This window comes from Nocardioides sp. GY 10127, from assembly GCF_004919085.1.
Classification (GTDB): domain Bacteria; phylum Actinomycetota; class Actinomycetes; order Propionibacteriales; family Nocardioidaceae; genus Nocardioides.
Genome location: NZ_STGL01000003.1, coordinates 1 through 19,321, shown reverse-complemented (window position 1 = coordinate 19,321; position 19,321 = coordinate 1). Strand labels below are relative to the sequence as shown.

The following is a 19,321-nucleotide window of genomic DNA, read 5'->3' as shown; positions in this document are numbered from 1 at the left end:
AGGCTCCCCGCGCGATTCGCGCCCCGCCCGACCCGCGCGGATCATGGAGGTCATGTCCCCGACCGCCACCGCGCCCCACCCCGGCCTGACGCTGGGCAACCTGCACGTCGACGCCCCCGTGGTGCTGGCGCCGATGGCCGGCATCACCAACGCGGCCTACCGCCGGCTGTGCGCCGAGCAGGGCGCCGGCCTGTACGTGTGCGAGATGATCACCAGCCGCGGGCTGGTCGAGGGCGACCAGCACACCCAGGACATGCTCGTCTTCGACGAGCGGGAGACCACCCGCTCCGTCCAGCTCTACGGCACCGACCCGTACTACATCGGCCGCGCGGTGCAGATCCTCTGCGAGGAGCACGGCGTCGCCCACGTCGACCTCAACTTCGGGTGCCCGGTGCCCAAGGTGACCCGCAAGGGCGGGGGTGGCGCACTGCCGTGGAAGCGGGGCCTGCTGCGGGAGATCCTCGAGTCCGCCGTCGGCGCGGCCGAGCCGTTCGGGGTGCCCGTCACGATGAAGACCCGCAAGGGCCTGGACGACGACCACCTCACCTTCCTCGACGCCGGCCGGATCGCGGCCGAGACCGGCGCGGCCGCGATCGCGCTGCACGGCCGCACCGTCGCGCAGGCCTACTCCGGCCAGGCCGACTGGGACGCGATCGCCGAGCTCGTCGCCGCCGTCGACGTGCCCGTCCTGGGCAACGGCGACATCTGGGAGGCCGCCGACGCGCTGCGGATGGTGGAGCACACCGGCGTCGCCGGCGTCGTCGTCGGCCGGGGGTGCCTCGGGCGTCCGTGGCTCTTCCGCGACCTCGCCGCGGCGTTCGCGGGCGAGGAGGTCGCGACCCTGCCGACGCTCGGTGAGGTGGCCGCGATGATGCGTCGCCACGCCGAGCTGCTGTGCCAGCACATGGGCGAGGAGCGGGGCTGCAAGGAGTTCCGCAAGCACGTCTCCTGGTACCTGAAGGGCTTCGCCGCCGGCGGCGAGCTGCGCAAGGCCCTCGCGCTCGTGGTCACGCTGGACGACGTGGACCGGCTGCTCGCCGAGCTGGACCCGGCGGAGCCCTTCCCGGTCTCCGAGCTCGGCACCCCGCGGGGCCGCCAGGGCTCGCCGCGCTCGAAGGTCGCCCTGCCGGACGGCTGGCTCGACGACACCGACGGTGCCGGGTGCGGCGTGGCCGAGGAGTCGGGGCCGCCGAGCGGCGGCTGAGCCGGCTCCTCCCGGCTCCGGGCCCGGGGCGGGTCAACCCCCGGATGAGGGGTGCGTCGCGTCACGATGCCCCTCAGGATGGTGCAGGATTCACCCATCCGGGTCGCGGTGTGCTTTCCTGCTGGACCCGGAGACCGTGGCCGAGGCGCCCCGGTCGTCCCGTCCCTGACCCCGAGACGCACCCCGAGGCCCCACCGTGCCCCACCGTCGACGAGCCACCTGGCGTGACCGCGCGCGGGCCCGACGTCTCGGCCCGCAGGCGCTGCTGGCCGGGCCGGTCGCCCTCCTGGCGACCGCCGCCGCCGTGGGCGTGGGCGTCGCCGCGGGGGAGAGCGGGTCGGAGGACGAGCGGGACCGGCTGGTCGCGGCCTCGTCCCTCTCCCTCGGGCTGACCGGCCTCGACCTCCCCGGCCAGGACGACGAGGTGCTGACCCGCCCGTGGGTCGACCCCGTGGGGGCGGGCTCCCGCGACGTCCTCTCCCGCTCGCTGGACCGGGCGGCCACCGAGGCCGCAGGGACCGCCGCGACGGCGCAGGACGGCCCCGCCGGCCGGCTCGCCACCGTCCTCGACGCCGCTGCCACCCGCCGCGCGGTCGCCGCCGCGGACCAGCGCGTCTGGGCCACGGCGCCCCTCAACCTCTGGACCTCCCCGGCGTCCTCCGCGCGGCAGCGCGGCGTCCTCGACGAGGGCACCCGCGTGCTGCTCACGGGTCGCAGCCTCCGCGGCCGCGAGGAGGTCGTCATCGGCGGCCGCGCCTCGTGGGTGACGGTCGGCTACCTCACCGAGGACAAGCCGAGCACGGGGCCCGCCGCCGGCGTCGGCGGCGAGTGCACCAACGGCAGCAGCGTGCCGACGGGGGTCTCGGCCGGCGTGGTCGCCGTGCACCGGGCCGTCTGCGCCCGATGGCCCGAGATCACCTCCTACGGCACCTTCCGCGCCGACGGCGAGCACAGCCAGGGCCTGGCCATCGACGTGATGGTCTCCGGGGACCTGGGCTGGGAGGTCGCAGAGTACGTCCGGGCCAACTACGCCGCGCTCGACGTCGAGTACGTCATCTACGCCCAGCACATCTGGTCGGTCGACCGCGCGAGCGAGGGTTGGCGGGCCATGGAGGACCGCGGCTCGGCCACGGCCAACCACTACGACCACGTGCACGTGACGACGTACTGAGGACGGCGAGCCCGCGGCTCCTCCCGTCGGCCCCCGCCTCTACAGTGCCCAGCGATGGATCCCCACGACCTCTACTCCGCCGCCGACGCCGAGCGGCTCGTGCCCGAGCCGCCCAAGCGCGTCGACGCGCCCGTCCGCACGCCGTTCGAGCGGGACCGGGCCCGGGTCGTGCACGCGGCCTCCTCGCGCCGGCTGGCGGCCAAGACCCAGGTCGTCGGGCCCGCGAGCGACGACTTCGTCCGCAACCGGCTCACCCACTCCCTCGAGGTGGCGCAGGTGGCGCGCGACCTGTCCCGCGCGCTCGGGTCCCAGCCCGACATCGCCGAGACGGCCGCGCTGGCTCACGACCTCGGTCACCCGCCCTTCGGGCACAACGGTGAGCAGCTGCTCGCCTCGGTGAGCGAGCCCTGCGGCGGCTTCGAGGGCAACGCCCAGACCCTGCGCCTGCTCACCCGGCTCGAGGCGAAGACCGTCGACGCCGAGGGCCGCTCCGTGGGCCTCAACCTCACCCGGGCCACCCTCGACGCCTGCACGAAGTACCCGTGGGAGCGCGCGGACGCGGAGCCGGCGGGCGGCGTGCACGCGGACGGGACGCCCCGGGGCGGCGTGAAGTTCGGCGTCTACCCCGACGACGTGCCGGTCTTCGCCTGGTTCCGCACCGGCTCACCCGCGGGCCCGGACGGCGGCCCTGGGCGGCGACGGTGCCTCGAGGCGCAGGTGATGGACCTCGCCGACGACGTCGCCTACTCGGTGCACGACGTCGAGGACGGCGTGGTCGCGGGCAAGATCGACCTCACGCGGCTCGACCTGGCTGCGGTGGGGGAGTCCGTGCGCGCCTGGTACGTCCCGGACGCCGACGACGACACCCTCGCCGAGGTCCTGGCCGGCCTGCGGGCGGTGGGCTCGTGGCCGACCCGCGCGCACGACGGCAGCCGGGCCGGCCTCGCGGCGCTGAAGAACCTGACCAGCGACCTCATCGGGCGCTTCTGCGGCGACGTGCAGGCGGCGACGTTCGCCGGCGCGCAGGGCCCGTTCGTGCGGTACGCCGCCGACCTCGTCGTCCCGCGGACGACGCTGCTGGAGATCAGCCTGCTCAAGGGGGTCGCGGCCCACTACGTCATGCAGACCGACGAGCGCCTCAGCCTGATGGAGCGGCAGCGCGACCTGCTCGCCGGGCTGGTCGACGTCCTGCTCGCCCGTGGGCCGGAGGTGCTGGACCGGCCCTTCGCCGACGACTGGCGCGAGGCGGCGGACGACGCGGGCCGGCTGCGGGTGGTCGTCGACCAGGTCGCGAGCCTCACCGACGCCTCGGCAGTCGCCTGGCACGCCCGGCTGTGCGCCGGCGCACACCCGGACCTCCCGGCCGGGTGAGGACGCCGACGGGTGTCGCACTAGCGTCGGAGGCATGAGCGACCCCCTCGTCTGGCTGCCCTTCGACCCCGCCGAGCTCGGCGCAGGCCTCCCGACCACCCTGCGCTACGAGCAGGTGGACCCCCGGGAGCACGTCCCCGACTCGGTCGAGGACGTCGCGTTCTTCGTCGCCCCCTACGGGATGGACCCGAACGTGGCGGACGCCGTCCCGCGGATGCGCAGCCTGCAGGTCCTCCAGGTGCTGTCCGCCGGTGTGGACAACGTCCGGGGGATCGTCCCCGAGGGCGTGACGCTCTGCAACGGCCGCGGCATCCACGACACCTCGACCGCGGAGCTCGCGCTCACCCTCACGCTGGCCGGGATGAACGACGTCCCCGGCATGGTGCGCGACCAGCAGCGCCACCACTGGGGGACGCGCTGGCGCACGGCCCTCGCGGACCGCCGCGTCGTCCTCGTCGGCTACGGCTCCATCGGCGGGGCCATCGAGGCCCGGCTCGCCCCCTTCGAGGTCGAGGTCGTCCGGGTCGCGAGGACGGCCCGGGACACCGAGGCGGGCCACGTGCACGCCTTCACCGAGCTGCCGGGGCTCGTCGCGGACGCCGACGTGGTGATCCTCATCTGCCCGCTCACCGACGAGACCCGCGGGCTGGTCGACGCCGACCTCCTGGCCCGGATGCCGGACGGCGCCCTGCTGGTGAACATGGCACGCGGCCCGGTGGTGGACACCGACGCGCTCGTCGCCGAGCTGCGCGCCGGGCGGCTGCGGGCCGCCGTGGACGTGCTCCCCACGGAGCCGCTGCCCGCGGACTCCGAGCTGTGGGACCTGGAGAACCTGCTGATCTCCCCGCACGTCGGTGGGGCGAGCACCGCCATGTGGCCGCGTGCCTACCGGCTCGTCCGGGCCCAGCTCGAGCGGTTCGCCGCGGGGGAGCCCCTCGCGGGCGTCATGGACGGTGCGTACTGAGCCGCCGGCCCGGCACGACGGCTCCTCCACAGGCCGGCGGTGCCGCCCGTCCGCTCCGTCCGGCGCGCCCGTAGGATCGCGGCGTGGCAGGCCGGATCCGTGAGGCGAGCATCGCCGAGGTGCGCGAACGGGCGCGCATCGACGACGTGGTCAGCCAGTACGTCACCCTCAAGCGCGCCGGTGGCGGCTCGCTGAAGGGCCTGTGCCCGTTCCACGACGAGAAGTCGCCGTCCTTCAACGTCAACCCGGGCCGAGGGTTCTTCCACTGCTTCGGCTGCGGTGAGGGCGGGGACGTCATCTCGTTCCTGATGAAGATCGACGGGCTGTCCTTCGCGGAGTCCGTCGAGCGGCTGGCGGAGAAGTCCGGGATCACCCTCGAGCGGGAGGACGGCGACGGCGAGCCCGAGCGCCCTCGCGGCCCCCAGCGCGGCCGCCTCGTGGAGGCCCACCGCGTCGCCCAGGAGTGGTACGCCGACCAGCTCTCCGGCGCCGAGGGCGTCGTGGGGCGGCGCTTCCTCGCCGAGCGCGGGTTCGACCAGGACGCCGCGGCCCGCTTCGGCCTCGGCTACGCCCCGCGCGAGGGGGAGGCGCTCTACCGCCACCTCAAGCAGAAGGGCTTCAGCATCGAGGAGATGACCGTCGGCGGCCTCGTCGCGGTCGGTCGCTCCCCGTACGACAAGTTCCGCGGGCGCCTGCTCTGGCCGATCCGGGAGCCGGGCGGCGAGACCATCGGGTTCGGCGCCCGACGCCTGCACGACGACGACCGGATCGAGGCCAAGTACCTCAACACGGCCGAGACCCCGCTCTACAAGAAGTCCCAGGTGCTCTACGGCATCGACCTGGCGCGGCGCGAGATCGGCAAGGCCAGCCAGGCGGTCATCGTCGAGGGCTACACCGACGTGATGGCCTGCCACCTGGCCGGCGTCCCCACGGCCGTGGCCACCTGCGGCACCGCCTTCGGCGACGACCACGCCCGGGTGCTGCGTCGGTTCATGGCGGACCACGAGGAGTTCCGCGGCGAGGTCATCTTCACCTTCGACGGCGACGCGGCCGGGCAGAAGGCCGCGCTGCGCGCGTTCGAGGGCGACCAGAACTTCGTCTCCCAGACCTACGTCGCCGTCGAGCCCACCGGCAAGGACCCGTGCGACCTGCGGATGGCGGAGGGCGACGAGGCCGTCCGCGAGCTCGTCGCCAAGCGCGTCCCCCTCTACCGGTTCGTGCTGGGCAACGTCGTGTCCAAGTACGACCTGGACCGGGCGGACGGTCGCGTGGACGCTCTGCGGGAGGCCGCACGCCTGGTCTCGAGCGTGCGCGACAAGTCGAAGGTCGAGGGGTTCGCCCGCGAGCTCGCCCAGATGGTCGGCGTCGACCCCGAGGACGCCCGCGCGGAGGTCCGCCGCGCCGGTGCCCGCGGGGCGGCGCGCGGCGGTCAGGGCGCAGGGCGCGACGCGCGTCGGCACGGACGCGGGGAGGAGCCGCCCGCCCGGCCCGAGCGTCCGCAGGGCCCGGACCCGCGCGACCCGCGCTTCGCCCTCGAGCGAGAGACCCTCAAGCTGTTCGTCCAGCACCCGATGGTGGTCGGCAGGCTGACCTCCGAGGTCGACGGGCAGGACTTCCTCCACCCCGCCTACCGGGCCGTCTGGGACGCGATCGCCTCCCTCGGGGGCCCCGGCGCCGGGGTCGGCGACGCCGGCTGGGTCGCCCGCATCCGGGACGCGGTGGCCGAGCCCGAGCTCGGGGCGCTGGTCTCCGCGCTCGCCGTCGAGCCGCTGCCGATCATGCGGGAGCCGGACGCCCCGTACGTCGCCCAGCACGTGCTGCGGCTGCTGGAGCTGACGGCGACCCGCGACGTGGCCGACGTGAAGTCCCGGCTCCAGCGCACCAACCCGGTCGACGACCCCGACAGCTACAACCGGATGTTCGGCGAGCTCGCCGCCCTCGAGCAGCACCGGCGCGCCCTGCGCGACCGGCTGACGGCGACGCTGTGAGCGTCCTGGGCCGCCGCGCCCCGCGGCTCGTCCTGCCGCGAGGGGAGCGCCTGCTGGCCGTCGCCCGCACCGAGGACGGGCTGCTCGTCGGAGGCAGCCGGAACGCCCTGCACGCGGGGGCGCCCGGGGAGGCCCCCACCGCAAGCCTCGCCTGGGAGCGCGTCCAGGCGGCGGACTGGGACGCCGAGACCGGCGAGCTCGTCGTCGCCGAGGTCGGGACGTGGGGTGAGGAACGCGTCGTCCACCGCTGGCGCCCCGTGGACGCCGGGCGTCTGCTTCAGCTCGTGCGCGAGCGGGTGACCGCCTCGGTCGTGCTCCAGCGGCACCGCAAGGTCGTCGGGGAGCGAGGCGTGCGGGTGGTCGTCCGGCGGGCGCCGTCCGGGGCCGGGGAGCCCGAGTGGTTCGTCGAGTTCGACACCGGGCTGGACCCCGCCGACCCGGCGGTGCGTGCCGCCGCCCAGGACCTGCTGGCCGAGGCCCGCGGTCTCGTGGGCCGCTGACCGGCGCGAGGAGGGGGCTCGATTTCGGCTGTGTGACAGGCCGTTGCTAAGGTGTGCGAGCGCCGCAAGGCAGCGATCCCCTGTAGCTCAATTGGCAGAGCATTCGGCTGTTAACCGGAGGGTTGTTGGTTCGAGTCCAACCGGGGGAGCCACCGCAGAGCCGCCGACCACCAGGTCGGCGGCTCTGGTGCTTTCCGGGCGCGCGGAGACAGTCGGCCTGCCGGGTGCCCCACGCATGCCCCACGGACGCCCGATGGGCGCCCCGGGACGGTCGCCGGGTACGCTCCCGGGCGCGGTCGCGGGGCGTTAGCTCAGTCGGTCAGAGCAGAGGACTCATAATCCTTGGGTCGTGGGTTCGAGCCCCACACGCCCTACGGGGCCCGCCGCCCAGCGGCGGGCCCGCGACCGCTCCGCGAGCGGTCCGGCGAGAGGCCGGCGGCCTCAGAACCGGAAGCCGGCCACCAGCCCACGCAGCCGCTGCGAGGAGTCCGTGAGCCGGTCCGCGGAGGCGCGGGTGACCCCGGCGGCCTCGGTGGTGTCCGCGGCCAGGCGCGCCACCTGCTCGGCCGTGCCGGCGATCCGGCTGGAGCCGGACGCCGCCTCGCTGATGTAGCGGCTGATCTCGGTCGACGTCGCGCGCTGCATCTCCATCGCCGAGGCGATGGACTGCTGGGTGCCGCTGACCTCGCCGATGATCGACCCGATCCGGTCGATGGCGTCGACGGCCCCGCCGGTGTCCGCCTGGATCGCGGTGACCCGCTGCGCGATGTCGCCCGTCGCCGAGCTCGTCTGGTTCGCCAGGTCCTTGACCTCCCCGGCGACGACGGCGAAGCCCTTGCCGGCGTCGCCCGCGCGAGCCGCCTCGATGGTGGCGTTGAGCGCGAGCAGGTTGGTCTGGTCGGCGATGCCGGAGATGAGGTTGACGACGCCCTGGATCTCGGCCGACGACGTGCCCAGCCGGCTCACCATCGCGGTGGTCTCGCCGGCCACCCCGACGGCCTGCTCGGCGATGCTCACCGCCGAGGCGGTCTGCTGGGAGATGTCACCGATGCCCGACGTCATCTCCTCGGTGGCGGCTGAGGCGACCTCCATGTCCTGGGACATGCGGACGGCGGTGGAGGCGACCTCGCGGGCGCTCTCCTCCGAGCTCTGCGCCGAGGCGCTCATCTGCACGGAGACGGCGGTGAGGTCACCGGCGGCCGCGGAGAGGTCCTCGGCCGAGGACGCGAGGTCGGAGACGGTGGAGCGGAGCCTTGCCGTGGCGACGTCGAGCTGCGTGGCCATCCGGCCGATCTCGTCGCGCCGCGTGAGGCCGGCGGTGCGGGTGAGGTCGCCCTCGGCGAGCCCCTCGACGACGTGCAGCACGCCGGCCAGCGGGCCGGAGATCGAGCGGGCCAGGAGCAGGCCCAGCACCGTGACGAGGGCCAGGCCGAACGCCACGCCGCCCAGGACCTGCCAGCGCATGGCCTGCTCGGCCTCCACCTGGGCCGCGACGTCGTCCGCGTACGCCTGCACGGCGTCCGCGACGGCCGGCATCGCGGCCTCGAGCTCCTTGAAGCTGGTCATGAACCCCGGCCACGCGGTCGCCGCGCCGACGGGCGAGCGCTCCGCCGAGTCCATGAAGGTGGTGGCGGCCGCCAGGTAGCTCTCGGCGACGGGCCGCGTCTGCGCGACGGCCTGGTCGACGCCGGTCCCCAGCCCGAGGGCGACGACGGCGTCCAGCTGTGCGGTGAGCTCGGCGGAGTGCTCCTCCAGGTCGGCGGTGGCGGAGGCGAACACGCTCGCGTTGCCAGGGTTGGCCAGCACTTGCAGGACGTCGCCCCGGATCGAGTCGTGCATCATGTCGGCCACCAGCGCGGCGCGGGTCGCGGTGCTGGCGTCCTGGAGCGTCCGTGCCGATGCGGCCTCGACGCCGAGCGCTCGGAACGAGAACGCCCCGAGCGAGGCGACGACCAGCGCCACGACCGCCACGATCCCGAGGATGCGGGCGCGCACCGAGAGGTCCGCGACGACGGACGTGAGGCGGCCGGCGAGCCGGTGGGTCCCCTCGGTCGGGACGGCCGGGACGGTCGGGGTGGCCGTCGCGGCGTGCGGGGACGTGACGATCACGGACATGTGGGCTCCTGGTCAGGGGACGTTCGACTCCTTCATCGGCGCGGCCGGCTGCCGAATGAGCCCGCCGGGCCCCCGCGGGTCCGGAACCCGGGAGGTTTCACAGATTCCTCACGCCTCGCGGTCGGCCTGGCCCGGCCCCGCGACCGGCCGCCGGTCGCGGCCGCCCCGGGCGGTAGGGTGCGGGCGCCGCCAGGAGGCGCGACGAGGAGGTGGGCGTGGTGGGGGACGAGCACCCGCCCGGTCCGCGCACGGGCCCTCCCCGCGAGGTGCTCGCCACCGGTCTCGGGACGCTCCACCAGGGTGACTGCCTGGACTGGCTCCCCACGCTCGCCGACGACTCCGTCGACGCGGTGTTCGCCGACCCTCCGTTCAACCTGGCCAAGGACTACGGGACCCGCCCCGACGGCGCGGGCATCGACGACCTCCTGCCGGACGAGGCCTACCTGGAGTGGTGCCGAGCCTGGCTGGCCGAGTGCGTCCGGGTGCTGCGCCCGGGCGGTGCGCTGTGGGTGTTCCACGTGCCGCGGTGGAACATCGAGCTCGGCCACGTCCTGAACGGGGCCGGCCTGATGTTCCGGCACTGGGTCGCCGTCGACCTGAAGATGGGGCTGCCCATCCGGGGCCGGCTCTACCCGGCCCACTACAGCCTCCTCTACTACACGCTCGGCCGGCCGCGGACCTTCACCCGCCCCCGGGTCCCGGTGGCCGTGTGCCGCCACTGCGGCGGCGACCTCAAGGACTACGGCGGGCACCGAGCGAAGCTGCACCCCGACGGCCTGAACCTGTCCGACGTGTGGACGGACATCAGCCCGGTGCGGCACCGCAGCACCAAGCACCGGGGCCCCAACCAGCTCAGCGAGAAGCTGCTGGAGCGGGTGCTCACCATCAGCACCGAGCCCGGGGACCTGGTCGTGGACCCCTTCGCGGGCAGCGGGACGACCTGCGCCGTGGCCGAGCGGCTGCACCGCCACTGGCGCGCCGTCGAGCTCGGCGACGTCGACCCGGTCGTGCGACGGCTGCGCGGCGAGGAGTCCGGCTACACCCCGCCCGGCCGCGGGGACGCGGGCAAGGGCCCGGGCCCCGTCCTTCCCTGACGGTCGGTCTCCCGTCGCGCCTGCTCGGCGGGCGGTGTCGCGCACGTCACGGTTATCGACAGGTGTCGAAACGCGATTCGCGGGGCACAGTTGTCGACGGGTGTCGATAACTGCCAGGCCTACCCACCTGCACCCGGCACCCGTCAGACCCACGGCCGCTACCCGCGACCGCCGTACACCCTGGAAGGGGAACCCCCATGACCACCGCCAACGCTGCCGTGCTCACCGGTCAGGACGCCGACTTCGAGTTCAAGGAGATCGAGGTGCGTGACATCCGCGCCGACGAGATCCTGGTCAAGATCACCGCCACCGGCCTGTGCCACACCGACCTCGCCGTCCAGCACGGTCAGATCCCCTCGCCGTTCCCGATCGTCCTGGGCCACGAGGGCGCCGGCATCGTCGAGCAGGTCGGGTCCGGCGTCACCGGGTTCGAGGTGGGCGACCGCGTCGCCGCCTCCTTCACCTCCTGCGGCCACTGCCTCAACTGCGAGCAGGGCAAGCCCGCCTACTGCCTCAACTTCATGCCGCTCAACTTCGGCGGTGCCCGCGAGGACGGCTCGGTGACCCTCGGCGACGCCGACGGCAACGACGTGCACGGCAGCTTCTTCGGCCAGTCCTCGTTCGCGACCTACGCGATCATCTCGCCGCGCAACGCGGTCAAGGTCCCCGACGACGTGCCGCTGGAGATCGTCGGCCCGCTGGGCTGCGGCATCCAGACCGGCGCCGGCACCGTTCTCAACAGCCTCGGTGTCCGTGCCGGCGAGAGCATCGTCGTCTCCGGCACCGGCGCGGTCGGCCTCTCGGCCATCATGGCCGCGAAGGCCGCGGGTGCCACCACGATCATCGCTGTCGACGTCCTGGAGGAGCGCCTCCAGTTCGCCGCGAAGCTCGGCGCCACGCACACCATCAACGGCAAGGCGGACGACGTCGCCGACCAGATCAAGGCCGCGACCGGCGGCCTCGGCGCCAAGTACGGCCTCGACACCACCGGTGTCCCGGCCGTGATCCAGAACCTGATCGCCGGCACCCAGTTCGGTGCGCAGATCGCGGTCCTGGGCGCGACCCGCCCCGACTCGACGCTGCCGCTGAACCTGGTCTCCGCGGCCGGCAAGTCGCTGGTCGGCGCCATCGAGGGCGACGCCGTCCCGCAGACCTTCATCCCGCGCCTGCTCGACCTCTACCGCGCCGGTGACTTCCCGTTCGACCAGCTCATCACCACCTACCCGTTCTCCGACATGGAGAAGGCCATCGCCGACACCGCCTCCGGCGTGTCGGTCAAGGCCGTCCTGGTCATGTGAGCGACCCCCGGGAGAGGATGTCGCCCGTGACGTTCCGCGCCACGGGCGACCCCCGCAGCGCCCGCACCGTCGCCGCCCTGCGGCGAGGGCTGCGGGCGCTCCTGTCCGAGCGTCCGCTGGACGAGGTGACGGTGGCCGAGCTGTGCCGCGCGTCCGGCGTCCGGCGGACGACCTTCTACACCCACGTGAGCAGCCCGGCCGCGCTGCTGACCGACATGCTCGTGGGGGACGTGGACGCGCTGCTCGGGGTCGAGGACGCCGACGAGCTGGACCTGCCCGGCCTCGCGGCCCACCTCCAGCGCAACCTCGTGGACGCCTTCGAGCTGGTGGCCCGCGAGCGCGCGCTGTTCCGCGCGGGTCTGGACTCGGACTCCTCGGCACCCCTGCGCCGCGCGCTGCTGGCGATGTGGACGCTGCGGATGCAGTACGCCATGGGCCTCATGACCCGCCTCGGCCTGGACGCCGACGACCAGGCCTGGGCCGCCGTGCCGTTCTGCGCGGGCGGCTTCACCACGGCGCTCGAGGCCTGGGCGCTCTCCGACGACACGGACTCCGAGGCCTGGGGGAGGGCCGTGTACGCGCAGCTGCCCGCGTGGTGGCCACGGGCCTGAGGCCCGGCCACCACGCGAGCGGTCGTCAGGGGCCCGCGGTCGTCAGGGGCCCCCGGTCCTCAGCGGCTGCGGGCGACGGTGACGGCCTGCGCGAAGACCTCGACGCTGGCGCCGTTGTCCTGCTCGTCGTCCGGCGCGTCCAGCTGGAGGGTGTTGCCACCGGCCAGGTGGATCACCCAGGTCCCGCGCAGCGGGGCGGTCCCGTCGTCGCCGTCCTCGAGCTCGGGGAGGGTGAAGTGCACGGCGCGGATGGTGTCGATCGGGTGCCACGACGCGCGGACCCGCGCGCCGAACGGCACGCCGGAGGTGTCGAAGGACCAGGCCTCGCGGGCGTCGGCGTGCACCTCGACGAGGCCGCCGGCCACGAGGGCGGCCAGCAGCCACTCGCTGCCGTCGTCGTTGCGGACGGCGACCGCCTGCTGCGGGCGGTGCCCGAAGGCGAGCAGGGCCTGGATGGCCTGGCGAGGCGCGGTGGTGCCGCGGTCGACGAGCTGACGGGGGAGGTCACCGAAGTGCCCGCCCTCCTCACGGGTCGCGCCGAGGCGGGGGATGCGTTCGAGTCGGGGGCTCATGGCCACTCCTGTGGGGCGTCCGCGGTGCACGGTGCTGGGTGCGGGTGGTGGAGGTGGACGAACGGCTGGGCCGTTGTCCCCCTCTTCGGCCCGTGGGGCGCCGACCTGAGGAGGCGGGGGCGCCGGACGGGTGCGGTGCGGTGCCGGCCGCTGGTCCTACGGTGGCGTGGTGGTCTCCGCCCGACCGCGCGCCCGACGCGCCTACTTCTGGATCATGGGAACCTGCCTGACCCTGGTGGTCGTCGCGTGGACGCTCGTGCGGCTGGTCTCCCCGGCGACCGCGATCGCCATGAGCGCGGTGGCGGCGGTCCTGCCGCCGGTGGCGGTGATCGTCGGCAGCTGGGGGGCCTTCAGCGACCTCGAGGACGGCCCCGGCGAGGCGCCGCCGCAGCCGGCCAGGAGGCCGGTCCTGCCCCAGGACCACCCGGAGAACGGCCGGGAGAACGGGCCGGGCACCCGCGCCTGACTCCCCGCGGCGCACTCAGGGAGCGGTCGTCGTCCGGTACGTGTCCTGGTAGGCGGCGAGGGAGCGCCGGGCCTGCGCCAGGGCCTCCTCCGCGGGAGCGAGGAGCGCCAGCGCGCCCTCCACGGAGCCGGAGTCGGCCAGGATCTCGATCCGCTGCACCGACTCGCCCGCCCGGCGGACCCCGAGGTTGAGCGCCCCGCCGGCCAGCTTGTGGGCGTGGGCGCGCAGCGCGGACGCGTCGCCCGCCTCGATGTCGGCCCGGAGCTGGGGGAGGACCTCCTCGCTGTTGCGGGCGAAGTTCCCGATGGCCCGGTCGAGGTAGGCCGTCGAGCCCGGGTCGAGGTCGCGGAGCATCTCCAGGCGCGCGAGGTCGAGACCCTCGAGCTCCGGACGGTCGACCAGGTCGGACAGCGGGGGGCCGTTGAGCTCGTCGGCCGGCGGTTCGGTCGGCTGGGCTGCCATGGGTGGTTCCTCCTGGGGGAGAGGCTGTTGGGTCTGGGGGAGGGACTGCGAGGGGCCGGGGGGTGCGGCCGTGACGGGGCCGAGCCAGGACTCGAGGGAGCCCGCGAGCGCGGCGGGGTCGACGGGCTTGGTGAGGTAGTCGTCCATGCCCGCCTCGAGGCAGCGCTCGCGCTCGCCCTCGACCGCCGCGGCGGTCATGGCGATCACGGGCACGCGCGGACGGCCCGAGGACTCCTCGGCGGCGCGGATGCGTCGCGTGGCGCCGTAGCCGTCGAGCACGGGCATCTGGACGTCCATGAGGATCGCGTCCCAGGTCTCCGCGGCTGCGGCCTCGACGGCGGCCTCGCCGTCGTCCACGGTGCGGTGCGCGTACCCGAGGTGTTCCAGCAGCCCGGCCGCCACCATCTGGTTCACGGGGTTGTCCTCGACGACCAGGACGCGCCGTCCGGCCCCCGAGCGCTCGGCACGAGGGTGCTCCTGCTCGTGCTCGCGGTCACCGCCCAGGAGGTCCGTGAGCGTCGCACGCAGGACGCCGCCGAGCACCGGCTTGACGAGCAGGTCGTCGATGCCGGCGGCCGAGACCTGTGTCGAGGTCAGGTGCGTCACCGAGGTGAGCATGAGCAGGCGGACGCCGGCGTTGGCCGGGTCCTGCCTCAGCGACCGGGCCAGGGTCAGGCCGTCTCGACCGGGCATGGCCATGTCCAGCAGCACCGCGGCGTAGGGACGTCCCTCCGCGTGGGCCCGCTCGACGAGCGCCTCGGCCTCGTCCGCGTCGGCGGCGGCCTCGGCCTCGACCGACCACCAGCGCAGCTGCTCGCTCACGATGAGGCGGTTGTGGTCGTGGTCGTCCACGACGAGCATCCGCAGCCCGCCGAGGAGCCGTCGGGCGGCGTCGTCGGCGTCGGCGGGCAGGTCTCCCTGCGCCGGTCCGAGCAGGACGTCGAAGAAGAACTCCGAGCCGCCGCCGGGCCGGGGCCGGAACCCGATGGAGCCGCCGTGGGCGGCGGCGATCTCCCGGGAGATCGCCAGCCCGAGGCCCGTGCCTCCGAACGTCCGGGTGGTGGAGGCGTCGGCCTGGGTGAAGGGATCGAAGAGGGCCTCGGCCCGCGCCGGGTCGACCCCGACGCCCGTGTCGCTGACGCTCACGTGGAGCCGCGTCCCCCCGCCACCGCGCGGGTCGTCGCCGTCACCGCTCGGGGGGACGTCCTCGCTCGTCGCCCGCACGACCACCTCGCCCTCGGCCGTGAACTTCACGGCGTTGGAGACGAGGTTGGTCAGCACCTGCGCGATGCGGGTCGGGTCGCCCGCGACGACGCGCGGCACGTCGGGGGCGCACGAGAGGACGAGCTCGACGCCCTTGGAGCGCGCCGCCTCGCCGAGGACGCCGGCGACCTGGTCGAAGACCGGTCGGACCTCGAAGTCGATGCTCTCCAGCTCGAGCCGGCCCGCCTCGATCTTGGAGAAGTCCAGGATGTCGTTGATGACCCCGAGGAGCGCCCGGCTGGCGACCTGGACGCCGGTGGCCAGCCGCTGCTGGTCGGCGGTCAGGGCGGTGCGCAGCAGCAGGTCGTTGAGCCCGATGACGCCGTTGAGCGGCGTCCGGATCTCGTGGCTCATCGTCGCGAGGAAGTCCGACTTCATCCGGGACGCCTCCATCGCGGCGTCCCTGGCCTCGGCGAGCTCGGCGACCGTCCGCTCCCGCCACGCGACGCGCGAGAGCTGGTCGGCCACGTGGTCGACCAGGCCCTCGACCAGCCCGCGGTCGGTCACGGGCTCGGTGGCGCGCATGACGACCACCGCCCGCACGTCGTCGGCCTCGCCGACGGGGAAGGCCAGGGCGGTGCCGTCCTCGGCCCACGTGCGACGCTGGAGGACGAGCGTGCGCTGCGCCAGAGGTGCCAGCCGCTCGGCCTCGGGACCGGCGGCCCCGGTCGGGAGCGGGTGCACGGTGCCGTCCACGACCGCGTACGCGTGGGCACCGAGCCACGAGGGCGGCAGCGCGGTCACGGGGACGAGGTCGAGGAGGTCCGCGAGCGACTCGGCCTGGTTGGCGGCGCTGGAGACGATGTGCATGACGTCGTTGGTGGCCACCTGGGAGCGGAGGGCGCCCTGCGTCCGGACCACCTCGGTGACGTCCTGCAACGTGCCCCGGACGTGGGTGACCGCGCCCGCGTCGTCGCGCTCGGCCACGCCCCGCCCCCGGGTCCACTGCCAGGCACCCCGGACCTCCACCCGCGCGGTGACGTCCATCGCGACGCCCCGCTCCACCAGGTCCTCCAGCGCCAGCTGCACCGACTGGCGGTCGCGCGGGTGCACGATGCCCAGGAACCTGGCCGGGGTCCACGGGCCCTCGGAGGAGTCGAGGCCGTACATCGCGTCCAGCTGGTCGGAGCCCAGCATCGCGCCGGTGGCGAGGTCGAGCTCCCACGAGCCGACGCGCGCGATGCTCTGGGCCTCCGCCATCTCGCTCTGGGACGCCTCGAGCCTGGCGAGCACGGCCCGGCGCTCGGTGATGTCGGTGAAGGTCGAGATGACGCCGAGCACGGGCCCGTCGCCCTCGCGGTAGGGACGCTCCCGGACCAGGCACCACAGCTCCGTGCCGTCGGGCCGCTGGAGCCGCACCTCGACGGCCCCCGCCTCGAGCCCGTGCGACCGGCGCTGGGCCAGGTGGGACCGGTACTGCTCCTGACCCTCCGCGTCCAGGAAGTCCGCCACGGAGGCGCTCGTCAGGCGCTCCCGAGGAACCCCCGCCATCGCGGCCATCGCCGGGTTGGCGTAGAGGGTGCGGTCGTCGAGGTCGACCACCCAGATCCCGTTGGGCGATCCCTCGACCACGTCGCGGTACAGCCCCGCCAGCTCCATCGCGCACCTTCCTCCCGTGCCCGCGCAGACTACGAGGTGGCGGGGCCCTCCGGAAGGGAAAGTCACAGGCCGGAGGGGGTGGGCACCGGACGGGTGGGCCCGCGGGCGCCGGACACGCGGGCTCGCTTGCGGACCCGCGGCCCCCATGAGGCAGGCTTGGACGCGGCGCCGCACGGCGTCGCGCCCGCCGGGTCGCCCGCGACCCGAGTCGGCGGAACCACCTCCGGGCTGCGGTCCGGACCCGAGACGGAAGGGGCCGACGTGCCCATCGACCAGACCCTCCTCGACGACCTCGAGTGGCGCGGACTCATCGCGCACTCGACGGACATCGACGCGCTGCGCGAGGCGCTGTCGTCCGGGAGCGTCCGGTACTACGTGGGCTTCGACCCGACCGCGCCGAGCCTGCACATGGGGAACCTGCTCCAGATCGTGACGGCCATGCGCCTCCAGCGCGCGGGCCACACGCCGTTCGTCCTCGTCGGCGGCGCCACCGGCATGATCGGTGACCCGCGCGACTCCGGTGAGCGCACGCTCAACTCGAACGAGACGGTGCGCGAGTGGGAGGCCAAGGTCCGGGCCCAGATCGAGCCCTTCCTCTCCTTCGAGGGCGAGAACGCCGCGACGATGGTCAACAACCTCGACTGGACGCAGAACCTGTCGACCATCGACTTCCTGCGCGACATCGGCAAGCACTTCCCGGTCAACCGGATGCTCGCCCGGGAGACGGTGAAGCGCCGTCTCGAGGCCGGCGGGATCAGCTACACGGAGTTCTCCTACGTGCTGCTGCAGTCCATGGACTTCCTCAACCTCTTCCGCACCCACGGGGTCTCGCTCCAGTTCGGCGGCTCGGACCAGTGGGGCAACATCACCGGCGGCGCCGAGCTGATCCGGCGCGCCGAGGGCGGCGCGGCGCACGCGTTCGCGACCCCGCTCATCACCAAGGCGGACGGCACGAAGTACGGCAAGACCGAGGGCGGGGCCCTCTGGCTCGACCCGACGATGCTGTCGCCGTACGCGTTCTTCCAGTTCTGGCTCAACGCCGAGGACGAGAAGGTCGGGGAGCTCCTGCGCGTCTTCACGTTCCTGCCGCGGGAGGAGATCGAGGAGATCGAGGCGCTGACGGCCGAGAAGCCGTTCCTGCGCACCGGCCAGAAGAAGCTGGCCGAGGTCATGACCACCCTCGTCCACGGCGCCGACGAGACTGCACGCATCCAGGAGGCGTCGGCCGCCCTCTTCGGCGGCGGGGAGATGACCGGCCTCTCCGCCGACACGCTCGGCGCCGCGCTCCGGGAGGCGGGCAGCGTCCAGGTCCCGGCGGCCGAGCTGCCCGGGATCGTCGACCTCTTCGTCACCGCCGGCCTCGTGGCGAGCCGCAACGAGGCCCGCCGCGCGGTCAAGGAGGGCGGCGCGTACCTGAACAACGTGCGCGTGACGGACCCCGACGCCGTGCCGGGGGAGTCGGACCTCATCGGCGGGACGTGGCTCGTGCTGCGTCGCGGCAAGAAGAGCTTCAAGGGCGTGGAGGTCGTCTGAGGTGACCTGGCAGGAGCGCGTGGCCGAGCACGCCCGGGGGGCGATGACCCCCGAGGTGTGGGACTACGTCGCCCACGGCTCGGGCGGGGGAGCGACCCTCGCCGAGTCCGGCCCCGCCTGGGGCTCGCTCCGCCTGTGGCCCCGGGTCCTGCGTGAGGTCACACAGGTCTCGGTCTCCACGACGCTCCTCGGCACCGAGGCCCGGTGCTGGGGCGTGGCCCCCACCTCGCTCCAGGTCGCCGTCCACCCCGACGGCGACCTGGGGACCGCGCGGGCCTGTGCCGCGGCCGGGGCGGTCATGACCGTCTCCAGCAACACCGGCACGCTGTTCTCCGACATCGCAGCCACGGACGTGGCGTGGTGGCTCCAGGTCTACCTCCCGGCCGACCGCACCCTGGCCCTGCCGCTGCTGGAGTCGGCCGTCGCCCACGGGGCACGGGGCGTCGTCCTCACGGTCGACACTCCTGTGGTCGCCTCCTGGTCGCCGCGCGGTGCCTCGGTGTGGGACGTCGTGCCCCCCGGCTCCGCGCACGTGAACTTCGAGCCCGGCTTCGCCGACCAGCCCGGCGCCGAGAAGGCGCGCGACCTCGGGCCGGCGGACATCGACTGGCTCGCCCGGCGCACCGGGCTCCCCGTCGTGGTCAAGGGCGTCCTCCGCCCGGACGACGCGGTCCGGTGCGTCCACGCGGGGGCCTCCGCCGTGTGGGTGTCGACCCACGGGGGACGACAGCTCGACCGGGCCGTCAGCACCGCGACGGCTCTGCCCCTCGTCCGCGAGGCGGTGGGTGACGGGTGCGAGGTCTACGTGGACGGCGGCATCCGCTCCGGCCTCGACGTCGTGACCGCCCTGGCCGCCGGCGCCGACGCCGCCTTCCTGGGCCGGCTGCCTGTCCAGGCCCTGACGCAGGGGGAGGAGGGCGTGAGCCGCATGCACACCCACCTCGCTGCCGAGGTCGAGGAGGCGCTCCGACTGTGCGGCGCGCGCCTTCCGAGGGAGGCCCGCGGTCTCCTCGCGCCCTCCTGAGGTCGACCACCGCCCCGAGCCCAGGCCGTTGACCTGGGGTTTTGTGTGGGTGGTGGTGTGGATTTGTGTGGTGGTGGGGTGGGGTC

15 protein-coding genes and 2 tRNA genes are annotated in these 19,321 nt (G+C 74.3%); 14 read left to right on the top strand and 3 right to left on the bottom strand.

The window, feature by feature from the left end; translation table 11 throughout:
- Positions 1-52 precede the first annotated feature (52 nt).
- The 8 genes from dusB to E8D37_RS03790 all read left to right on the top strand — a co-directional run bounded on the left by dusB (position 53) and on the right by E8D37_RS03790 (position 7,572).
- Positions 53-1,204 (top strand): tRNA dihydrouridine synthase DusB, encoded by a 1,152-nt coding sequence (gene dusB, locus E8D37_RS03825; RefSeq protein ID WP_136568461.1) that lies wholly within the window; start codon positions 53-55, stop codon positions 1,202-1,204.
- A 196-nt stretch (positions 1,205-1,400) separates the two neighbouring features.
- Positions 1,401-2,375: a hypothetical protein gene (locus E8D37_RS03820; protein ID WP_136568460.1), complete on the top strand. Its 975-nt coding sequence runs from the start codon at positions 1,401-1,403 to the stop codon at positions 2,373-2,375.
- A gap of 54 nt (positions 2,376-2,429) precedes the next feature.
- Complete coding sequence (locus tag E8D37_RS03815) at positions 2,430-3,746, top strand: deoxyguanosinetriphosphate triphosphohydrolase (RefSeq protein WP_136568459.1); 1,317 nt, start codon at positions 2,430-2,432, stop codon at positions 3,744-3,746.
- Between the two features lie 34 nt (positions 3,747-3,780).
- On the top strand, positions 3,781-4,710 hold the full coding sequence (locus E8D37_RS03810) for a 2-hydroxyacid dehydrogenase (RefSeq protein WP_136568458.1): 930 nt from the start codon (positions 3,781-3,783) through the stop codon (positions 4,708-4,710).
- An 83-nt stretch (positions 4,711-4,793) separates the two neighbouring features.
- Positions 4,794-6,698 (top strand): DNA primase, encoded by a 1,905-nt coding sequence (gene dnaG / locus E8D37_RS03805; protein ID WP_136568457.1) that lies wholly within the window; start codon positions 4,794-4,796, stop codon positions 6,696-6,698.
- Entirely contained in the window at positions 6,695-7,198 is a 504-nt protein-coding gene (locus tag E8D37_RS03800) for a hypothetical protein (RefSeq protein ID WP_136568456.1), read from the top strand. Before dnaG ends, E8D37_RS03800 begins: the two co-directional genes overlap by 4 nt.
- 76 nt (positions 7,199-7,274) lie before the next feature.
- A tRNA-Asn gene (locus E8D37_RS03795) sits at positions 7,275-7,350 on the top strand.
- A 148-nt stretch (positions 7,351-7,498) separates the two neighbouring features.
- Positions 7,499-7,572: transfer RNA gene (locus E8D37_RS03790), tRNA-Ile, on the top strand.
- A gap of 67 nt (positions 7,573-7,639) precedes the next feature.
- On the opposite strand, the gene E8D37_RS03785 is transcribed toward E8D37_RS03790, so the two are convergent.
- On the bottom strand, positions 7,640-9,313 hold the full coding sequence (locus E8D37_RS03785; RefSeq protein ID WP_136568455.1) for a methyl-accepting chemotaxis protein: 1,674 nt from the start codon (positions 9,311-9,313) through the stop codon (positions 7,640-7,642).
- 215 nt (positions 9,314-9,528) lie between these two features.
- On the opposite strand from E8D37_RS03785, the gene E8D37_RS03780 reads away from it, so the two are divergent.
- From E8D37_RS03780 to E8D37_RS03770, 3 genes are all read left to right on the top strand, one after another.
- On the top strand, positions 9,529-10,407 hold the full coding sequence (locus E8D37_RS03780) for a site-specific DNA-methyltransferase (RefSeq protein ID WP_206055559.1): 879 nt from the start codon (positions 9,529-9,531) through the stop codon (positions 10,405-10,407).
- Between the two features lie 197 nt (positions 10,408-10,604).
- Positions 10,605-11,705 (top strand): NAD(P)-dependent alcohol dehydrogenase, encoded by a 1,101-nt coding sequence (locus E8D37_RS03775; RefSeq protein ID WP_136568454.1) that lies wholly within the window; start codon positions 10,605-10,607, stop codon positions 11,703-11,705.
- 26 nt (positions 11,706-11,731) lie between these two features.
- Positions 11,732-12,316 (top strand): TetR family transcriptional regulator, encoded by a 585-nt coding sequence (locus E8D37_RS03770; protein WP_206055558.1) that lies wholly within the window; start codon positions 11,732-11,734, stop codon positions 12,314-12,316.
- A gap of 59 nt (positions 12,317-12,375) precedes the next feature.
- Here E8D37_RS03770 and E8D37_RS03765 read toward each other — a convergent pair whose 3' ends face one another.
- Positions 12,376-12,888, bottom strand: a complete 513-nt coding sequence (locus tag E8D37_RS03765) for a hypothetical protein (protein ID WP_136568452.1) — start codon at positions 12,886-12,888, stop codon at positions 12,376-12,378.
- Between the two features lie 169 nt (positions 12,889-13,057).
- Here E8D37_RS03765 and E8D37_RS03760 point away from each other — a divergent pair, with 169 nt between their 5' ends.
- Positions 13,058-13,354, top strand: coding sequence for a DUF3099 domain-containing protein (locus E8D37_RS03760; protein ID WP_136568451.1), 297 nt, complete (start codon positions 13,058-13,060; stop codon positions 13,352-13,354).
- A 15-nt stretch (positions 13,355-13,369) separates the two neighbouring features.
- Here E8D37_RS03760 and E8D37_RS03755 read toward each other — a convergent pair whose 3' ends face one another.
- Positions 13,370-16,678, bottom strand: a complete 3,309-nt coding sequence (locus E8D37_RS03755) for a response regulator (RefSeq protein ID WP_168929606.1) — start codon at positions 16,676-16,678, stop codon at positions 13,370-13,372.
- Positions 16,679-16,939: 261 nt separating this feature from the next.
- Here E8D37_RS03755 and tyrS point away from each other — a divergent pair, with 261 nt between their 5' ends.
- Together tyrS and E8D37_RS03745 are read left to right on the top strand one after the other, a co-directional pair.
- Complete coding sequence (gene tyrS, locus E8D37_RS03750; protein WP_136568449.1) at positions 16,940-18,211, top strand: tyrosine--tRNA ligase; 1,272 nt, start codon at positions 16,940-16,942, stop codon at positions 18,209-18,211.
- Position 18,212: 1 nt separating this feature from the next.
- A complete protein-coding gene (locus E8D37_RS03745) occupies positions 18,213-19,235 on the top strand; it encodes an alpha-hydroxy acid oxidase (RefSeq protein WP_136568448.1) in 1,023 nt (340 codons plus the stop codon).
- Positions 19,236-19,321 lie beyond the last annotated feature (86 nt).

Coding starts and splice junctions, on each gene's coding strand:
- E8D37_RS03785 (WP_136568455.1), bottom strand. CDS start 9,313: ATGTCCGTGATCGTCACGTCCCCGCACGCCGCGACGGCCACCCCGACC.
- E8D37_RS03755 (WP_168929606.1), bottom strand. CDS start 16,678: ATGGAGCTGGCGGGGCTGTACCGCGACGTGGTCGAGGGATCGCCCAAC.
- E8D37_RS03765 (WP_136568452.1), bottom strand. CDS start 12,888: ATGAGCCCCCGACTCGAACGCATCCCCCGCCTCGGCGCGACCCGTGAG.
- E8D37_RS03815 (WP_136568459.1), top strand. CDS start 2,430: ATGGATCCCCACGACCTCTACTCCGCCGCCGACGCCGAGCGGCTCGTG.
- dusB (WP_136568461.1), top strand. CDS start 53: ATGTCCCCGACCGCCACCGCGCCCCACCCCGGCCTGACGCTGGGCAAC.
- E8D37_RS03775 (WP_136568454.1), top strand. CDS start 10,605: ATGACCACCGCCAACGCTGCCGTGCTCACCGGTCAGGACGCCGACTTC.
- E8D37_RS03810 (WP_136568458.1), top strand. CDS start 3,781: ATGAGCGACCCCCTCGTCTGGCTGCCCTTCGACCCCGCCGAGCTCGGC.